Consider the following 18,696-nt stretch of genomic DNA (forward strand, 5'->3'; position numbering starts at 1 on the left):
ATGCTCGCCCTGGCACCCGCTGCTTCGCTGGCCCAGTTGAAAACCGCGCTTTAATTTAAAATGGGTGTGACCGCTGAGTTCTCGGCTTCGAGCCTTAAATAGATACTGAAAGTAGTGCCAATACCCGGCTCACTCTCCACAACGATGTTGCCACCCGTTGCGTTTACTATTTTTTTAGCCAGGTACAAACCGATACCTTGCCCGTCCACCTCATGATTTAGCCGGCCATACATCTCAAATATTTTGTCAATCCCGCCTTTACGGATGCCCCTACCATTGTCCCTTACGGATAAGACAATATGATCATTATCCGTTTGGGTGGAAATATGAATAACCAGGCTTTCTTCCCGTTTAAATTTGACAGCGTTCGAGATCAGGTTATAAACAATGCTCCGCAGGTTCTTTTTTGAAAAAAGGACCTGTTTAACTTCCAGGTTCCTGATAATAACCGCCCCGGATGCCTGAATGATATTTTCTAAACTCCACTCTATATTATCTATAGTTTCATCCAGATCAACCTTTTCCAGGGTAATCATATCACCCTCTACCTTGGCGATCGTGGCCAGCTCGGTGATCAGTTCGCGGAACTTTTTAACGGAGACATCGATCATGTGTAAAAAATCATGCAGTTTGGCATCACTTAAGGCTATTTTATTCATGAAGCCAATGCTTGATTCAATATTGCCCAGCGGTCCTAAGAGATCATGTGAGGCCGCATGAATAAAATGATCCAGGTCCGCATTGATCCGCAACAGGCTTTTGTTTTTCTGGGCCAATTCCTGTTGGGCCTTTTTAAGGACGGTAATCTCGTTGAAGGTAATAATAGCCCCGTTGTTCCTGTTATCCGTCTGTTGTACATAGGGCATAGTCATAATCTGGTACCAAAGGCCGTTGTCCGTTTCAACTTCCTTGGTAATGATAACGCCTTCGGTTAGCACCCGTTTAATATCCTGGATGATGGTTTCCAGCTTGATATTGGTAGAGATATTGCTGAGGGGACGGCCAATATCTGTTTCCAGCAGGTTAATCTGCTTAACGGCTCCAAGTGAAAACTTCATCAGCTCCAGTTCATTGTTAATAAACAGCTGCCCATTAATATTGCTTCGGAAATAATTATTCAGGTCGTCATTGATCTCTAACAGCTCCTTGTTTTTTAACTGGTAGTCCGCATTAATAGTATGCAGTTCTTCATTCACTGACTGCATTTCTTCGTTCGTACTCTGCATCTCTTCGTTGGCAGAGATCAGCTCCTCGTTAAATGATTGCATATTTTCGTTGGAAGCATCGAGCCTTTCGTAAGAAGAATGCAGCTTCTCCTTTGATTCCTTTAATTCCTCTTCCAGGTTCCTGATATATTGATCAATGTATATTTTTTCGTCGAACACGATATGGTCAGCAGCGGGCGCAGCGCTTTCATTTTCCCTAAAAGTGACCATGAACAGTTTTTGTTCACCCCTGACCTCCAACGGACTGACGGACAGATTAACTTTAAAAACAGAGCTGCCCTGCTTGATAGTGATACCGCTGACATGCACTTTCTGATTTGTTTTGATAGCGCGCTTGCTCAGGGTATTAAAAACCACAGCCAGTGGTTTGGGTAATAACTCGGTCAGGTCAGCGGTGAAATACTTTTGAAGTAAAAACTTACTGGCATCCCCGTAGGATTTAATGACCTGGTTATTTTCATTAATGCAAATGTTCAGGCAATCCAGGTTAACAGCCAGGCTTTGATTCATGGCTTCGGTTATCGCGGGGTTCGTATTTTTAACCTCATCATGCGGCGACAAGCGGAATGGTGTACGTTTGATATCCGGCAGGTCAGGCATGGAGAATGCTTCAAAGCTTACGGCCCGTTTTGCTTCCAGGTTTTTATAGATCTTCCATTTTTTGTGAACCACTTCCAGGTTTTTCAAAATAGGCATCGGGTTTTCACTTGAACCTAAAAACAGATATCCATTCATCTTCAGGCCGAACAGCAGCATAGCAAATATTTTCTTTTGCAAAACCGGGGTCATATAGATCAGCAGATTACGGCAGCTGATCAGCTGCATGTTACAATAAGGCGGGTTCTTCACCAGGTCGTGCTGCGCAAAAATAACCATCTTGCGTATCGCCGGATTAACCCGGTAATGTTCTCCTTCTCTAATGAAATATTTTTCCAAACGTTCAGCGGATACATTCTTTGAAATAGAAGCTGGGTAGATCCCCTTCCCAGCATAAATTAAAGCGGAGCTATCGATATCCGTTGCAAATAGTTTAACGATAGTATCCTCAAAATCGCCGGTCAATTGTTCGGCCACCAAGATCGCCAGGGAATACACCTCCTCACCGGTAGCACAACCCGCAACCCACATTTTTAGTTCTTCACCGGGTGTAATATTTTTTAAAATATCGGGCAACACCTGTGTTTGAATCAATTCAAAGGCAGGCGCATCCCTGAAAAATGAAGTTACACTGATCAGGAATTCTTTGGCCAGCGCTTCTACTTCAACGGGATTGGTCCTGAGGAAATTCAGGTAGCTGGTTAGTGTTGTAAAATTACCATGGGAGACCCTTCTTTTGGTTCTTCTCAGGATCGTGTTTTTTTTATAATCTGAAAAATCAAGCGGTGAGTTTTCCCTGACCAAATCAATGATATTTTTTAGTTCTTTTTCATCATCCGGGTCGCCTATTAATAACTCTTCAGCGTTTCCAACATAGTATTCAATCACGTCGGGCATCGCTTCCGGCTCCAGCACAAAGTCCACCATGCCGGTCGCAATAGCACTCGTTGGCATACTACCGAACGCCGAGGTAGCCGGATTACGCGCGATGATCATACCGCCGGCCTTCTTAATGGCCCTAACGCCTTCGGTCCCATCAGAACCCTGGCCGGAAAGAATAACTCCGATTGCTTTTTTACTGCGGTCAGCCGCCAACGAATTAAAAAAAGTATTAATGGTCAAATGAGGCCCCTTGATATTTTCCTTATCCGTTAAATATAAGCTGCCGTCACGGATGGTCATGTACTTATCATTAGGAATCAGATACACCTCATTACAATTGACAACCGTGGCATTTTCCGCTTCCTTAACGACCAGTTTGCTATGCCTGGCCAGTAGCTCTACCATCCGGCTTTTAAAATCGGGAGACAAATGCTGTATAATAATATAGGAAACCCCATCTAAAGGGGTATGGTCAAAAAAAGAATTAATTTCTTCCATCCCGCCTGCGGAGGCACCAATGGCAATGATATGATGAGGCTCAGTTAATAACATAGTAACGGCTTTAAAGGCATTGTAGCATCCAACACGGATCCTGGCAGGAAAGTAAAAAGAAAGGAAATATAATAATTAAATTATTGATAATAAGTAGCTTATTATCAATATCCATGACTCCAAAGTCATTTTTTGCCCTTCAGGGCTACACATAAAATAAACATATATAAAAAAACCCCGATAAATAACCGAGGTTTTAAACTGAAACGGGTATAGGTGTGTAGTACTTTAATCCCACTGCATCGTCATTTCTTACATAACATAAAAAACAAAATGGGCACTTGGGGTGTCAACACGGCTATAATTTGCTTCGGCATATTTTTCCTTGTTCTGTCATCAAAACCGAAACTTCCGGAATTTCACCGGGAGCGTCAGTTTCCATCAACCCATAACAATTACGACAATTTTGTATACGCTATGCAGGTTACGATTGTTGTACAATAAAAAAACCAGACATACAATAAGCCGCGGTTCACATAATCACCATAATGTGATGGGTCTAACTTGTAATAAAATAACAGTCCCCGATCGCAATCGAGGCTGTTAAGTGACAAATAAGCCCCCTTATTTATCACTGGTATAACTATCTGAATGGATATATGTTTTTAATATTAAGTATTAAAATTATTTGATTCATAATTCATCAATTATAACCAAACGAACGTTCCAATTGATAATAACCAATATTTAATCAATATTTATTTTTACAATCACTTGATAGTCAATATTATTTAACTTGTGATAATACCTATTCTAATAATATATATAGTCTACACGAGGATATTTAGCAATTTTTCTTTTTTCATTGCTATCTAACCCGAATGGTATTTACATTGTCCTAAAACTGTTCATTATTATTTTTTAGCCGATACTTAATATGGTCACCGTTCCAATAAATCTCAAGCTACTGAGTGGATTTGATTTTTTTAATGTAAGCCATCCTGCGGTAAAACAAAGTGATGAAAGCCTCTTTCTGATATTTACCACCAGTTCAACGTTCTTTGCCTATGAAAAATCTTTGATTGAGCTTTTGAATGAAATGCGGGTAGAAGAGCCTGTAATGGAAAATATTTATGATCTTAATAAAATAAAATTTATTGAGGATTTAGTGATTGAGTTAATGCGATACAATTTTAAGGAGAAATAAAATATAATTCAATTTCTCATCACCGGCAGGAGCAATCTATAGCCCTGCAATGCTGCTTAACGATTTCCCAGGTCAACGCACAGGCGCCGTTTAGCACAGTCGAATATGATCGACCGCTTGTGGTAGCCCGCTGATAGGTCTGTTGACCATACCGGATGAACCCGAAATTATTCATTTTTGTTTAATATTTATAAGGATAGCATAGTTGGATGAGTAAATAAACTTTCGGATTTATATTGAAATTTTAACCGTATCAGGAATATATATCCCGCCAGGTTTAATGCCTGATGCCGTTTTAAGTTGGTTACCCTGCCTGTAAAGATGAATAGCCACTATAACAACTACAACAAAAGCAAGAATAAATACCCAATTATCCAGGGGACATGAATTATCTAAAGGGTCGCTGTCGTCACAGGGTGTACCCGGATCATCAGCTAACAGTAATAACGGACTACAAACACAAAAAAAGGTGACAAAAATTCTGGAGAGAACGTTCATAGTATTATTTAGATTAAGGTTAGTAATAAGGATATGATTAGTAATGAATTACTTTTTTATAAGCTTTTTAGCTCCAATCAGCTTTTTAGTTCCTGCATCTATAACCTCCACCAGGTAAACACCAGGCATAAGATCATTCACCACCTGTTGAATATTATCCCCTTCAGTTTGCCGGTTAATTTGAGTTCTGCCCCCGGCATCGGTAATCCTGATAATAGCTTTTGAGGGAATATCATAATGGATGATTATGGTGAATTTGGATGTAGCTGGATTAGGATATAGCGTTAAAATTTCAGAACTGATGTTGATTTTATTTACGGCTATTATTTTGCTGTAGGATACCACATCAAATGCATCATTTTGCTTTAACCGGTAATAACTAACACCGGTTAGCGGGGCGCTGTCAATATATGTATAGATGCCGCTGCCGTTACTTTGCATCTGGTTTAACGCTACAAATCGCGTTGAACCATCCTTGCGTTCAATACTAAATCCAGTTAAATTATTCTCATTCTGGGTTCTCCAGGTTAACAGAACCCCTTTTGCAACAGGTGAGGCCGTGAAGCCTAACAGCTTATAATTAAGACTGCTCTTTTTGTGAAAAACTATTTCAAAGCGATTGGCTCCAAAGCTTGATGGATCAGCATCGGTTATATTAAACAGGTATTGAGGATACCGGCTGATCATTAATGAGTCCTTTTTATAATGATCGATAAGATATATATCAAAACGAGGATCAAGGGAGCTTAATCCGGATGCTGATAAAGTATCCACACCCACGGATTTACTAATGTTCACGTAAAGTTTTACCCTTGTAACTGTATCAATACTGCGCATGCGGTTTATGGCAAGTAAAACCTCGCTATCATAACCATAGCTTGCCAATGTGGTAACATTACCTATTCCACTTAACCTATCCGCATCATGGTATGGTTCGTATTCATTTTTAGAGTCAGGCTCAAAAAGTATCATGATATCATCTGTATTGACGGCATCTTTAGATAATTTAATCCTCATTAGCTGGTTAAGTGCTATTGGAGTAGCCAGGCTCTTAAACAAGAGCAATGAATTAGTGGGTTGAACAACCGTTTTAGCCGTTTCATTAAAGGTGAGCGAAGCGCCGCTTGATACGCTGGCCATGATAAAAAAACCCTGTGAGCTGGCTATGTATCTGCTGGCGTTATTGGTACCGGTTCCACCTGGTGTGCCTGCCAAGTAACTGCCATAGTTTTTGTTGGAATAATTGAACACATACATTGTTGGCGATACTAAGGGAGCGTAAATTCCGGCAGTATTGGTACCTGCCGAATACTGGTCCCAGTCAATAGTTGATGCATAAGGATTACCAATAAGGTTATACCCGGTTTTGGCATCACTTAAAACAGTACCGCCATTCCACCATAATTTTACAGCTATTGCCCCTTGATTAAGCACTCCGGTTGCTGTTGAAGTCGCAGCATCAGGCGCTATGTAAGAGCCGCCGAACCTATATTGCTTGTTGAGGGCGGTTGCCGATGTAACATTATTAATGTTATTACCAACGTAATAAAGTAAAAAACCATTACCTACAGGCAAAGTAGTATTGGCAGTAGCTGTGCCGCTGCTATTATAATAAGTTAATGTGTTCCCTGAAATATTGGTGAGACCCTTGAAATTTCCACCACTAAATGAAGATGTGCTTGTGGTTAAACTTTCATTGTGAAGGTAAATGGTGGGAGTGGCATTGGTAACCGTAAAACCACCAGCTGGCCCGGTTGGTCCTGATACAAATATGCCCGTTAAATTTCCGGAGTTGGCATTAAGATAGCTTAGCGAATAAGCTCCCGATCCACTATTTACAGGCGAGGAAAGTAACCTGTAATTGCGTGTATTATCGGCGGTGGCACCACTGGCCTGTGCTTTAAAGTATCGCTGAACATTTACATTACCAGTTATACCCGGACCGGTTAGAATACGAGCAATTGATGCAGAACCCAAAGCATCTGAATTTAAAGTTAGAAACCCACCAGCATTTAAAATGGTGCTGGGGCTATTCCCACTCATGGTTAAAACGCCCGAACTACCCACATAAAAATTACCGCTTACCATGTTTTTAGTGCCGGCACCGCTAAATGCTACATTATTAAATATTGTGCCCAGGCCTGTACCCCCTGCCAGGCTTTGGGTTGTACCATTAAATTTTACGGTATTGTTAAGCAGGTTTAAATTATTACTGACATCATTGGTTAGTGCATTGGTAAAATTGCCGGCAACATTTAGATTTCCGACTGATAAAGTTTTTAAACCTGTACCAGAAAATTTTATATTTTGATAATTTACACCCGTACTTAAACCGGTAATAGCCGCATCATTATAAACAATTTGGGCCGCTCCCGAATATTCGACAGTTGCCCCTGGATTTTTAAAGGTTATAACATTGGTACCCAATGCCGACAAGCCTGATAATGCTGCATTGTTTGCTATTTGTAAGGTGGCTATTGTTGTAGGTGTTACTGTAAAAGTTGAAGTATTGCCGGCAGCATTGCTGGTTAATATGATACCGTTAACTAATGTTGTGCCTCCGGTAACGTTAAAGGTTGAGTTAAGAACATATCCGCCTGTCACTGTTGAAGTAAGCGTAATATTGTCATCAACATTTAAATTGGTGACCGATGAAGCGAATATTTGTGTATAAGGGCTTAAAGGTATGGGAGTGTTAGCAATAATAGCTATGCTGTTTGCTTTAACAGTGCCCACGCCCGAAAGTGTACAGGTATAATTCAAAGCAGAACCTGCATCGCTTTGGTAGGTGATTGCTCCCAATACATTTAAAGTACTGCCGGCATTTACAACCACTCCGGCCGCCTTAAGTCCCAGGGTACCAAATTTTATAGAACCAACATTAACCGTACCGGAGGATGCCGGGATATTTGGGAAATTAAAAAAAGCTTGATTTACACCAATAAAGGCTTGATCTGAGCTGGTTGGCACTACATTGCCAGCCCAGTTTGCTGCAGTATTCCAGTTATTGCTAAAGAAACCTATCCATCCAATACCACTACTGCCCGGTATGTATATATTATTCCCATAAACGGATACAGCCCCCGTTGTCGAAAACATTCTTCCTTCGAGGGATCCACCGGCACCCATGGAAATTGCATCGTTATTTGCAATTAATGTTCCTTTCATAGTAGTGGATGCGGCCATAGCTATAGCACCCTCAGCAACCCAAAACACATTTTTTGCCGAAGCTCCATTGGTTAGTATAACGGTTGTACTGGCACCCGTAGTAAACGCGCCACCTATCTTAAAAATAAACACTGCATTCGCGTCTCCCTGGGCATCCAATGTTAATACCCCCGCCGCCGATCCGGCGGCGCCAACGGTATAAACTCCTGTATAAAGTGTTTCGCCATTTCCAAAAACGGCAGCATGTGCAGCCGTTGAAGTAATAGCGCTTAATTGGTTATATGCTGATATTAAATCTGCAGCACATTGTGCCGTTACGCTATTAGCGTTATAGATAGCACCCGTGACAATGGAGGTTCCAAACCCGGTTATGGCGCCAACATTTGCACCTATATTACCAGTGATATTTGAAATTCCTGTATTACCTACCGCGCCGGCAACGGTAAATAGAGCAAAACCTGCTGCTGAACCAAGGTCGGGCACAACCGTAGTTGCGATTAGCCTGTTACCTTTTATACCAATATTTTTAGAAGAAGTAATGGGGCTTTTTGAAGTTGAAAATTTGTGATTATCTCCTGTATATGCGCTCAGTCGGAAAACAATAAAAACGAAGAGAACAGAGATAAATATCTTTTTCATAATTGAAATGGCAGAATATCTATTTCTGTATTTAAGGTTATTACAGATTTTAGATCAAAGGATAGGTTTTAAACTATTTAAGGCTATCCTTTTATAGTTTAAATAGCATTGTTATCTTAATTAGATTAGATACACTATTACGGAATAAAAACCTAAAAGTTTATTTATTTAAAAATAAATAAAATATTTTAATTATTATTTAAATCTATGCGTCGATATTGGCTGTATCTAAGAGCGATGATGGGTAAGGCATGTAATTTACAGAGGCTTGTGCAGCCTTTATTGAAATGGTATATATTAGCTATTTCCTGCATAGCTTTTAATCTGGCAGTTGCTGATGATATCAGTAAACTTAATTAAACCCTCTTTTTCATTTCTTCTTTTGAAAGCGCGAATAATATTTGCTTAAAGGCACGATATTCCAGGGTAAGACCTGCCATTAATTTCTCTAACTGTTTGTGTTTAGCAACAATATCTATATCAATCAAAGTATAGGTACCTTTAGCCTTTTCGGCAAGGTTTTTCATTTGCTGTTTCAGGATTCCATCTATATGCTGCTCGTGTGCTTCCAGCTGATACAGGTCTATCTTAATCTGTCTAATTTTTTTAATTTGGTCTATTTCGGGGCATCGGGCAATGAGATCATTCAGCAGGTGATGCAGAAAAACGGTTTCGATTCGAAAAAATGTATTATCAGCGGCCCATTGGTTCACGATGGTGTAATCCTGCATAACCGCATCTATATCTTGATCTATAGTTTCCATATTTGATTTTTTATAATTTATGTATTAACCCGTGAAATATATCTTCTTAATAAGGAAAAATCAATATCGGAAGCATAAGGTGTGATGGCAAGCGATCAGGAATAGACGTGCCGAAGATTTCTTCAAAATGAAACCGGTGGTTTTCTAACACCAACAGATCGGTATCCATTCCGTTAACTAAAACATCGACCGCTTTATTCATATCTCTTTCCCTGATATTTTGATAATTAAGTTGCGGATACCCAAGCAAGGGATAAATACTTTCTTTAAAAATCATTTCAGCATAATTATCATCCAGATGCGGCAAGCCACTGGCAGACAAATGTGCTATCAGAAGCGACGCCTGATATGGTTTGGCCAACGCTATCAAATAACGGAGTATCTCTATCCTGCAATAACGGAGGTCGGCAGTATAAACAATGTGGTCGAAGCTTTTCTGGTCGAAGTTTTCGGGAATCAGCATTAAAGGGCATTGGATATTGTTTAGAATAGCCTGAAGGTTCAATTTACCAAAAGCGCCATAGCCTTGAATGTCGCTAACCACCATCCATACACCGCGTGTATTGATCGACGCCGTGATATCTGCCTCCGTGTATGTTGCCTCAGGCAATACCCGAATATTCGGTTTAAAAGGTTGATCAGGATAATTTATCCTATTCAATTCCTCCAACAAGCTGTCTACTGGTTCCGTTACAAGTACACCGGGGACATTCATGGGCACATGGGCATAGGTGTTAACAGGAAGCTTTTCACTAACCGGCTTTATATTTGCCAGCAGCAAATGAGCGCCTGTTTGCTGAGCTATGGAAAATGCCAGCAAAGCTGCCGGATGAGAGGCTGAGAAAAAATCATTAATAACAAGGATAGTTTTCATAAGTATTTGTATATAAGTTGAATACTTAGTAAACTTATCACATTAGCACTTCATTAAAAATGACTGGTATCAGTATGAAATATGACGTACATCAGTTTCTCACATATCCATCGCTAAACAACTATAGGAGCATGATAAACTTGCGTGTAATACTCATCAGCAAGCCGGGCTGATTCAAACTTTGGCAACACATCAGCGGCCGCGTTTTTCATAATCTTTAACCATTGCTTTTGGTTACCATAATACATTGGGAGTATGGTATTTTCCAAAGTAGCCATCAGGCTTTTGTTTTCCAGGCCATCCTTTTCTTCTACAGAAAGCTCGCTTGATGCAGGTTCAATCAAAAAACAGTTTTCTTTATCCCTGGCAAACTCCGGCACCCAGCCGTCGGGCAACGACAGATTAATACTCCCATTCATGGCAGCGGCCATCCCGCTGGTGCCCGAGGCCTCCCGGTACATCCTTGGCGTATTAAGCCACACATCTGATCCTTTTTTCAGTAGAGCCGATAAACCCAGTTCATATCCGGTAAGCACGGCACAATTGGCTAAGGGTTTAGCACGGGCTATGATCTGGTTAAACAAGCTGATAGCACCTGTGTCTTCCGGATAGGGTTTACCCGCCCAGATGATCTGAACCGGATATTTCTTGTTATTTACAAGACTCATAAACTTATCCCAGTCCTGCATCATTAGGTCGGCCCGCTTGTATCCCGCAAAGCGCCTGGCCCATACAATGGTCAGCACATTTTCGTCAAACAATTTCCCGCATTGATCGGCAACTACCTTAAACAATGCTCGTTTCATCACTTTTTTCCTGACGGTGATGGCGTCGTTATCTTTGGTGCTAATCGCCTGCGCCAGCAATGTGTCCTGCCAGTAGGTTTTGTTCTGGGCATTAGTGATAGAAATGATATCGCACACACCCGGGTTACTGCCCCACATTTGCCGGGCCACTTCGCCATGAAGTTTCGAGACACCATTTGCTTTGCGTGAAAATTTGAGTGCTGCCAGCGTATAATTGAAGTAATCTCCTTCCATTCCCAACAATGATTTTACTTCATGCTCCTGCATGTGGTAAAAAAGCGACATCTCTTTCAGCAAGCCATAACCATGTGCTTCATTACCGGCTAATTCCGGCGTATGGGTAGTAAAAACTACCCTTTTCCGCACCTCATCCAAACTCTTATATTTGGCATACAGGTAAAAATTAAGCGAAACGGAATGCCCTTCGTTCATATGATAAACATCCGGTTCGATACCTAAGCTATCGAGCAGCATAGCGCCACCAATACCTAACACAATTGTTTGGGCTATACGGGTTGCCTCGTTGGAATCGTACAAACTGTGTGTGATTGACCTGGAGACCTCATCGTTTTCCGGAAGATCTGTACTTAGTAAGAATAAAGGTGCTGAACCAAATGTTTCAGGTTTTAGTAACCAGGCTTTAACATGTACCGGTGCATCGTGTACCGGCACTGTAAAGGTTATCCCGATATCGGTTAAAAAGGAGTACTGTTTTTCAATGAACTCCGGCTTCATAAACCCGTTCCCATCTCTCCCCTGGTCATAATAACCGTATTTCCACAGCATACCTATACCTATCAGGTTTTGCTTTAATTCATAAGCGCTCCTTAAATGCGAACCCGATAAAAACCCCAGCCCACCACTATAGATCTTAAGCGCCTGGTCAATCGCGAACTCCATAGAAAAATAAGCGACTGAAGTTTTATATTTCGCATTCGGCGCATAGCCAAAAATCTCTTTTTGTGTAAGCATATCTAATTATTTATCCGGTAAGGTACCCATTTAAAATACTTATCGGCCTCTATTTCCTGTTCTACCAGTTGAATATTGGCATCTACCAAATTAATGTGCAGGTCCTCATAATGATCTTTCCGGTATTGCAATAATTCAGGAAGGCCTGTTTCTCCTTTCTTAATTAATTTTTCTATATGTACCAGCGCCCATGCTTTGGCCTTTTCCATAGCACCGACCAGGCTGACACATTGATAACATAGTTCATACTCCAGTCGTAAGGTATAAACAATATCTCCGTAACCAGTTAACAAGTGTCTTCCCGGCTTAAAGTCATTAGTAGAAACCCTGGTCACGGTTGTATCGTTCCTGTCAACACGATAATAGCAGTCATAATTGTGTCTTTCCAGTCTCACAGGCATATCCATATCTATTGTTTCCATTTCCAATTAAGTATTTCGGGCATATCCTTGCCATTGGCATTGATATAATGTTTGTGTTCAATCAATTTATCCATCAATAACTGCTTCAGGTAAACCCCTTTGCTGCCGGTTTGTGGCAAGCGGTCGAGCACGTCGATGACCAGGTGAAACCTGTCCATCTCGTTCAGCACCGTCATATCAAAAGACGTGGTGATGGTTCCCTCCTCTTTATAGCCGCGTACATGCATATTCACATTGTTTGCCCGGTTATAGGTAAGACGGTGTACCAGCCATGGGTAACCGTGAAAAGCGAATACGACCGGCTTATTGGTAGTAAATAAAGCGTCATAATCCTTATCTGTAAGGCCATGCGTATGTTCCGTACTTTTCTGCAGCTTAAAAAGATCTACCACGTTAACTACCCTGATCTTTAACTCGGGTAGATGTTCCCGTAGAATAGATACCGCAGCCAGTGTTTCTAAAGTAGGTACATCACCGCTGCAGGCCATGATTACATCCGGCTCTGCCTCCTGGTCGTTACTTGCAAAATCCCAGATGCCAATACCGCGGGTACAATGTTCTACCGCCTGCTCCATGTTGAGCCATTGCGGTGCAGGGTGTTTGCCCGCCACGATCACGTTCACGTAATGATAGCTGCGCAGGCAATGATCCATCACCGACAGCAAGCAATTGGCATCGGGCGGTAAATAAACCCTAACAATGGTAGCTTTTTTGTTCACCACATGATCCAGGAAGCCGGGATCCTGGTGGGTAAAGCCATTATGGTCCTGACGCCATACGGTAGATGTCAGTAATATGTTAAGAGAAGCGATCCGCTTGCGCCAGGGTAGTTCCAGACTTGCTTTCAGCCATTTGGCATGCTGATTAAACATAGAATCTACGATATGTATAAAAGCTTCATAACAATTAAACAAACCGTGCCTGCCGGTAAGCAGGTAACCTTCCAGCCAGCCTTCGCACTGATGTTCACTTAGCATCTCCATTACGCTGCCATCAGCTGCCAGGAACTCATCATGCTCGGTTATGGGCGCATCCCATTGGCGGTTGGTTGCTTCAAATACCACATCCAGCCGGTTAGATATCGTTTCATCCGGACCGAAGATCCTGAAATTGCGCCTCTCCTGGTTCTCTTTGATCACATCCCGCAGGAAACGACCACTTACATGAGTATCCCCTTCACCATCGGCACCGGGATTTTCCACAACGGTGGCATAGTCCCTGAAATTGGGCAGGCGCAGATCACGCAATAAGTTACCTCCGTTGGTATGCGGGTTGGCCCCCATCCGCCGGTCGCCTTTCGGTGCCAGTTCGGCCAGTTCAGGGATCAGTTTGCCTTGTTCGTCAAATAATTCTTCGGGGTGATAGCTTTTCATCCATTCTTCCAGCATTTGCAAATGCTCAGGTGGGGCGGATGCCGAGACAGCCAGCGGGATCTGATGCGCCCGGAAATTGCCTTCAATTTTATAACCGTCCACTTCCTTTGGCCCTGTCCAACCTTTGGGCGACCGCAGTACAATCATCGGCCAGCGTGGGCGGTCACCGTTTGGATGTTCCGAGTCATATTTTATTTGTTTGATCCGGCCAACCGCATAATCCAAAGCGGCTGCCATGTCCCGGTGCATCTTCTCCGGTTCGTCACCTTCCACAAAGATGGGGTTCCAGCCATAACCACAAAACAACTGTTCCAGTTCTTCTTCGGTAATGCGGGCCAGAACGGTGGGATTCGAAATCTTATAGCCATTCAGGTGTAAGATGGGTAATACCGTTCCGTCTGTACGCGGATTCAGGAACTTATTGGAATGCCAGGCCGTAGCTAAAGGCCCGGTTTCAGCTTCGCCATCACCAACTACACAGGCCACCACCAGATCCGGGTTATCCAGCACTGCGCCAAAAGCATGGCTCAGCGAATAACCCAATTCCCCACCTTCATGAATTGAACCCGGTGTTTGCGGTGAGGCGTGACTGGGAATTCCTCCGGGATAAGAAAACTGGGTGAACAGTTTTTTAAGTCCATCCTCATCCTGGGTAATATTGGGATAAACTTCGGTGTATGTACCTTCCAGGTAAGTGCCGGCCACTACAGCAGGGCCACCATGGCCGGGACCGGAAACATAGATCATATTCAAATCGTATTTGTTAATGATCCGATTAAGATGCGTATAAATAAAATTTTGCCCGGGAGTAGTGCCCCAATGCCCCAGCAACATGTTTTTGACATGTTCCAGCTTCAGAGGCTCTTTAAGCAACGGGTTATGCCGTAGATATAATTGCCCTACTGAGAGGTAATTGGCCGCGCGCCAGTATGCGTGCATCTTTTGCAGTAATTTAGGGGATAATTCCTCCACTTCTATATTTGATAATTCGGTTTCCATAATAATTATTTAATAGCTGTTTGTGTATGTTGTGCAATCATTTTTTCTTCATCGGTTTTCATCACCAGTACATTTACCCGGCTTCTTGCCAATGAAATATTTTTTTTGTTATTATAATTTGATTTTTTATCGAGATTGATTCCCAGGAATCCCAGGTCCAGGCAGATACGTTCGCGGATAATGGCAGAATTTTCGCCGATACCTCCTGTAAAAACCAGCGTATCCAGCCCTCCCATGGCCGCTGCGAGTGAACCTATAAACTTCCGGGCCTGGTAACAAAACATGGTGATGGCAGCTAAAGCTTTGGGATCTTTAGCTTCCATTTTTAGTAAGCCCTGAACATCACTTTTACCCGCAATGGCCTTGAGCCCAGAACCCTTACTCAGTAATTCATCCAATTGCGTAACGGTAAGCCCTCCTTGTTTCAACAGAAATAATATAACACCCGGATCGAGATCTCCGGAACGGGTGCCCATCACCAATCCACCTATCGGACTTAAGCCCATGGTTGTTTCTATACAGGTTCCGTATTTTACTGCAGCCATGCTGGCTCCGTTGCCCAAATGAGCAATAATGATTTTCTGTGCTTTTATCTTTACCATATCGGATTTCAGCTTCTGCATAATGTATTCATAAGAAAGTCCGTGAAAACCGTAATGCAATACCCCCTGCTCCCGGTATTTGGCGGGAAGCGGATAATATTTGGCTTCATCCGGCATATTCTTATGAAAGGCGGTATCGAAACAAGCGACCTGCGGCAATCCTGGGAAAGCGAATTGGAATGTTTTGATCGTTTTAAGCTCATCCGGCAAATGATTAGGCGCCAGGTAAATGAATTGATGTAAGGTTTCCAGCAGCCTATCGGTAATTAGTTCAGGTTCCCGGTGATCCGGCCCACCCTGTACCAAACGATGACCTATAGCAAACAGGCAATTTTTATACACACTGTTTTTAAACCAGCGGATAACTGCCTTTATAGCCGCATCCAGATCTTTAAAACCTGTTGCCTTATGTTCAATAGATTGTTCTCCTTTCCTGATATCGAAATTGCTTTCCGCGCAACCAATAGCATTCACACTACCTGTACATTCCGGCAGTAATGAGCCGGAATGGTACAAACTGAACTTTAGGCTGGACGAACCACAGTTGACGCTTAGAATATATGAGGATTGTTTTTCTTGCATGTAGATTGAGCGTAAATAGAAGACGTTAGTACCGGTAACAAAACTACAGGTCATGCTACCGGTTAAAAATGACCGCAATTGCGGTAACAAATGATAAGCGTCATTAATTATCCCGGCGTTCATTATGGCAGCAGGGTAATTTGGCGGCAGCGGCCGCTGATAGGAAAGGGGTTAAGAATATTACCTATTAAAGGAACCGCGATGGCTTTTGTTTCATAAAGATTCCCTGGTTTGTTAAAAAATGATCTTCGTCACTTTTCTGCTTGAAACTAATTACTTGTTGTATGATAGCTTATACTGATATTTGGACAATGGCCATTCGGTCAAATCTATATATGGAGAATGCTGCCCTTTTACGCGCGATAATTGACAATGCAATTGATGGTATTATCACTATCGATGCAAGAGGTAATATAGAATCGATCAATCCTGCTGCATGTAAACTATTCCAGTATTCACCGGAAGAAGTAATAGGTAAAAATGTATCTGTATTAATGCCACCTCCCGATAAGCAGCAACATGATGAGTATTTAAACCGCTACCAGCGCACCGGGCATGCCCATATTATTGGTATTGGCCGCGAGGTAACCGGGTTAAGAAAAAATGGCATACGTTTCCCGTTTCGACTTGGAGTTAGCGAGGTAAAATATTCAGGACGGCAGATCTATGCGGGGTTCATCCATGACCTGAGTCGTGAAAAAGAAGCTGAGCACCAACTCAAAGAATACGCAGCTCACCTGGAAGAGTTGGTGACGGAAAGAACACAATCTCTTCAGCACATGCTTGAAGCATTGAGCCAGGCAAAGGAAGAAGTTAGCCTTTCACTTGAAAAAGAAAAAGAACTTGGCCAGTTAAAAAGCCGTTTTGTATCTATGGCCTCGCACGAATTTCGTACGCCGCTAAGTGCGGTGCAGCTTTCTGCATCCCTGATTGATAAATACGCACAGCCTTTTGACAACCCTAATATAACCAAGCATGTTGCCCGCATCAAACACGCGGTTGGCAACCTAACGGGTATCCTCAACGATTTTCTGTCCCTGGAAAAACTGGAAGCAGGACGGGTAGAACCAAGCTTCAGTCGATTTGACCTGGTTAAACTGGCCGAGGAGATCACCGAAGAAATGCAGATGCTGGCTAAACAAAACCAGAACATCATTTATCAGCATACCGGTATCAGCCATATAGCAAATCTGGATGCCAGCCTCCTTAAAAATTGCATCATCAACCTCATCGCCAACGCGATCAAGTATTCGGGGGAAAACACATTTATTGAGTTTAATACCGAGATCAACGAAGCCGGCTGCCACATCGTCATTAAGGATAATGGCATCGGGATTCCCGAAGCAGACCAAAAACATCTTTTTGAAGCCTTTTTCAGGGCACATAATACGGGTAACATTCCAGGAACCGGCCTCGGTCTAAATATTGTGGCCCGTTACGCGAGTCTGATGAACGGCACCATCGATTTTAAAAGTAATGTGAACCATGGCACCTTATTTACCATTTCATTCCCCAACCTATGAGCAAAAAAGTATTGATCATCGAAGACAACCATGATATCCGTGAAAACATTGCAGAGATTTTACAGCTGGCTGGTTATACTGTATTTGAAGCTGATAACGGTAAAACGGGTGTCGACCTCGCCCTGAAAAACATCCCGGATATTATACTTTGCGATATCATGATGCCTGAACTGGATGGCTATGGCGTACTCTTTATGCTAAATAAGCATCCGGAGATGGCTACGGTACCATTTATCTTCTTAACCGCCAAAGCAGAACGGCTCGACCAGCGCAAAGGTATGGAAATGGGTGCCGATGATTACCTTACCAAGCCCTTTGATGATATGGAACTGCTGAACGCCATTGAAACAAGGCTTAAAAAACAAGATAGTATACAGCAGTTGTACAGTAAGAGCCTTGATCGCTTACATACACTGGTGACTAAAAACGATGGTCTGGCCGAATTAAAAAAAATTATCCAGGAACGTAAAATACGACCATTTAAAAAAGGACAGGTAATTTATTACGAAGGAGATAAAGGTTATGGGCTTTACCTGGTGATGAGTGGCAAGATAAAAACCATAAAACAAGTTAGCGACGGCAGGGAACTTATGACCGGTATGTACGCTGCAGATGATTATCTGGGCATTCATGCCATTCTCAGTAATGAAACTTATGCGGATACAGCCACCGCTTTAGAAGACTGCCAGCTTTGCCTGATCCCCAAGGACCAACTGGATGAATTATTAAACCAGTATCCGGAAGTGGGCAGGGCATTCATCAAACTACTGGCAAATGATATTCGTGAAAAAGAAGAACAACTGTTGCAATTAGCTTATCATTCTGTACGTAAAAAAATGGCTGAAGCCATTCTACGCATTTACCGGCAACAGGACAGTGCAGAAATGAGGTTTAAGATATCCCGCGAAGACCTGGCTGCAATGGCCGGAATGGCTACCGAGACGGTAAGCCGTTCGCTGGCAGATTTTAAGGATGAAGGGCTGGTAGATAAAAAGGGCAGCACAATTACTATACTGAACCTTGAACGTCTCATTAAAATGAAGAACTGACTAAGATCACTTTTTTGCCTG

12 protein-coding genes are annotated in these 18,696 nt (G+C 42.3%); 3 read left to right on the plus strand and 9 right to left on the minus strand.

Going from position 1 to position 18,696, the window contains the following annotated elements; genetic code table 11:
* Window positions 1–50: 50 nt before the first annotated feature.
* Complete coding sequence (locus M2273_RS14295; RefSeq protein WP_429397924.1) at window positions 51–3,257, minus strand: chemotaxis protein CheB; 3,207 nt, start codon at window positions 3,255–3,257, stop codon at window positions 51–53.
* A gap of 877 nt (window positions 3,258–4,134) precedes the next feature.
* Between M2273_RS14295 and M2273_RS14300 the strand changes: the two genes are divergently transcribed.
* Window positions 4,135–4,404 carry a hypothetical protein gene (locus M2273_RS14300; protein WP_429397925.1) on the plus strand — a complete coding sequence of 90 codons (270 nt, stop codon included), beginning with the start codon at window positions 4,135–4,137 and terminating at the stop codon, window positions 4,402–4,404.
* 231 nt (window positions 4,405–4,635) lie between these two features.
* On the opposite strand, the gene M2273_RS14305 is transcribed toward M2273_RS14300, so the two are convergent.
* From M2273_RS14305 to M2273_RS14340, 8 genes are all read right to left on the minus strand, one after another.
* Entirely contained in the window at window positions 4,636–4,902 is a 267-nt protein-coding gene (locus tag M2273_RS14305; RefSeq protein WP_429397927.1) for a hypothetical protein, read from the minus strand.
* 48 nt (window positions 4,903–4,950) lie between these two features.
* On the minus strand, window positions 4,951–8,709 hold the full coding sequence (locus M2273_RS14310) for an ice-binding family protein (protein WP_429397929.1): 3,759 nt from the start codon (window positions 8,707–8,709) through the stop codon (window positions 4,951–4,953).
* Window positions 8,710–9,065: 356 nt separating this feature from the next.
* On the minus strand, window positions 9,066–9,473 hold the full coding sequence (locus M2273_RS14315; protein WP_429397931.1) for a hypothetical protein: 408 nt from the start codon (window positions 9,471–9,473) through the stop codon (window positions 9,066–9,068).
* 46 nt (window positions 9,474–9,519) lie between these two features.
* Complete coding sequence (locus M2273_RS14320) at window positions 9,520–10,347, minus strand: hypothetical protein (RefSeq protein ID WP_429397933.1); 828 nt, start codon at window positions 10,345–10,347, stop codon at window positions 9,520–9,522.
* A 113-nt stretch (window positions 10,348–10,460) separates the two neighbouring features.
* Complete coding sequence (gene glgP / locus M2273_RS14325; RefSeq protein WP_429397935.1) at window positions 10,461–12,125, minus strand: alpha-glucan family phosphorylase; 1,665 nt, start codon at window positions 12,123–12,125, stop codon at window positions 10,461–10,463.
* Window positions 12,126–12,127: 2 nt separating this feature from the next.
* A complete protein-coding gene (locus M2273_RS14330; RefSeq protein WP_429397937.1) occupies window positions 12,128–12,547 on the minus strand; it encodes a hypothetical protein in 420 nt (139 codons plus the stop codon).
* Complete coding sequence (locus M2273_RS14335; RefSeq protein ID WP_429397939.1) at window positions 12,535–14,919, minus strand: phosphoketolase family protein; 2,385 nt, start codon at window positions 14,917–14,919, stop codon at window positions 12,535–12,537. Before M2273_RS14335 ends, M2273_RS14330 begins: the two co-directional genes overlap by 13 nt.
* Before the next feature lie 5 nt (window positions 14,920–14,924).
* A complete protein-coding gene (locus M2273_RS14340; RefSeq protein WP_429397941.1) occupies window positions 14,925–16,226 on the minus strand; it encodes an acetate/propionate family kinase in 1,302 nt (433 codons plus the stop codon).
* A gap of 212 nt (window positions 16,227–16,438) precedes the next feature.
* Here M2273_RS14340 and M2273_RS14345 point away from each other — a divergent pair, with 212 nt between their 5' ends.
* Entirely contained in the window at window positions 16,439–17,626 is a 1,188-nt protein-coding gene (locus tag M2273_RS14345; protein WP_429398665.1) for a PAS domain-containing sensor histidine kinase, read from the plus strand.
* Complete coding sequence (locus M2273_RS14350; protein WP_429397943.1) at window positions 17,623–18,675, plus strand: response regulator; 1,053 nt, start codon at window positions 17,623–17,625, stop codon at window positions 18,673–18,675. Before M2273_RS14345 ends, M2273_RS14350 begins: the two co-directional genes overlap by 4 nt.
* The last annotated feature ends 21 nt before the right edge of the window (window positions 18,676–18,696 follow it).

Source organism: Mucilaginibacter lappiensis, from assembly GCF_050433765.1.
Classification (GTDB): Bacteria; Bacteroidota; Bacteroidia; order Sphingobacteriales; family Sphingobacteriaceae; genus Mucilaginibacter; species Mucilaginibacter lappiensis_A.

Coding starts and splice junctions, on each gene's coding strand:
- M2273_RS14340 (WP_429397941.1), bottom strand. CDS start 16,226: ATGAACGCCGGGATAATTAATGACGCTTATCATTTGTTACCGCAATTG.
- M2273_RS14315 (WP_429397931.1), bottom strand. CDS start 9,473: ATGGAAACTATAGATCAAGATATAGATGCGGTTATGCAGGATTACACC.
- glgP (WP_429397935.1), bottom strand. CDS start 12,125: ATGCTTACACAAAAAGAGATTTTTGGCTATGCGCCGAATGCGAAATAT.
- M2273_RS14335 (WP_429397939.1), bottom strand. CDS start 14,919: ATGGAAACCGAATTATCAAATATAGAAGTGGAGGAATTATCCCCTAAA.
- M2273_RS14295 (WP_429397924.1), bottom strand. CDS start 3,257: ATGTTATTAACTGAGCCTCATCATATCATTGCCATTGGTGCCTCCGCA.
- M2273_RS14300 (WP_429397925.1), top strand. CDS start 4,135: ATGGTCACCGTTCCAATAAATCTCAAGCTACTGAGTGGATTTGATTTT.
- M2273_RS14305 (WP_429397927.1), bottom strand. CDS start 4,902: ATGAACGTTCTCTCCAGAATTTTTGTCACCTTTTTTTGTGTTTGTAGT.
- M2273_RS14350 (WP_429397943.1), top strand. CDS start 17,623: ATGAGCAAAAAAGTATTGATCATCGAAGACAACCATGATATCCGTGAA.
- M2273_RS14330 (WP_429397937.1), bottom strand. CDS start 12,547: ATGGAAACAATAGATATGGATATGCCTGTGAGACTGGAAAGACACAAT.
- M2273_RS14345 (WP_429398665.1), top strand. CDS start 16,439: ATGGAGAATGCTGCCCTTTTACGCGCGATAATTGACAATGCAATTGAT.
- M2273_RS14320 (WP_429397933.1), bottom strand. CDS start 10,347: ATGAAAACTATCCTTGTTATTAATGATTTTTTCTCAGCCTCTCATCCG.
- M2273_RS14310 (WP_429397929.1), bottom strand. CDS start 8,709: ATGAAAAAGATATTTATCTCTGTTCTCTTCGTTTTTATTGTTTTCCGA.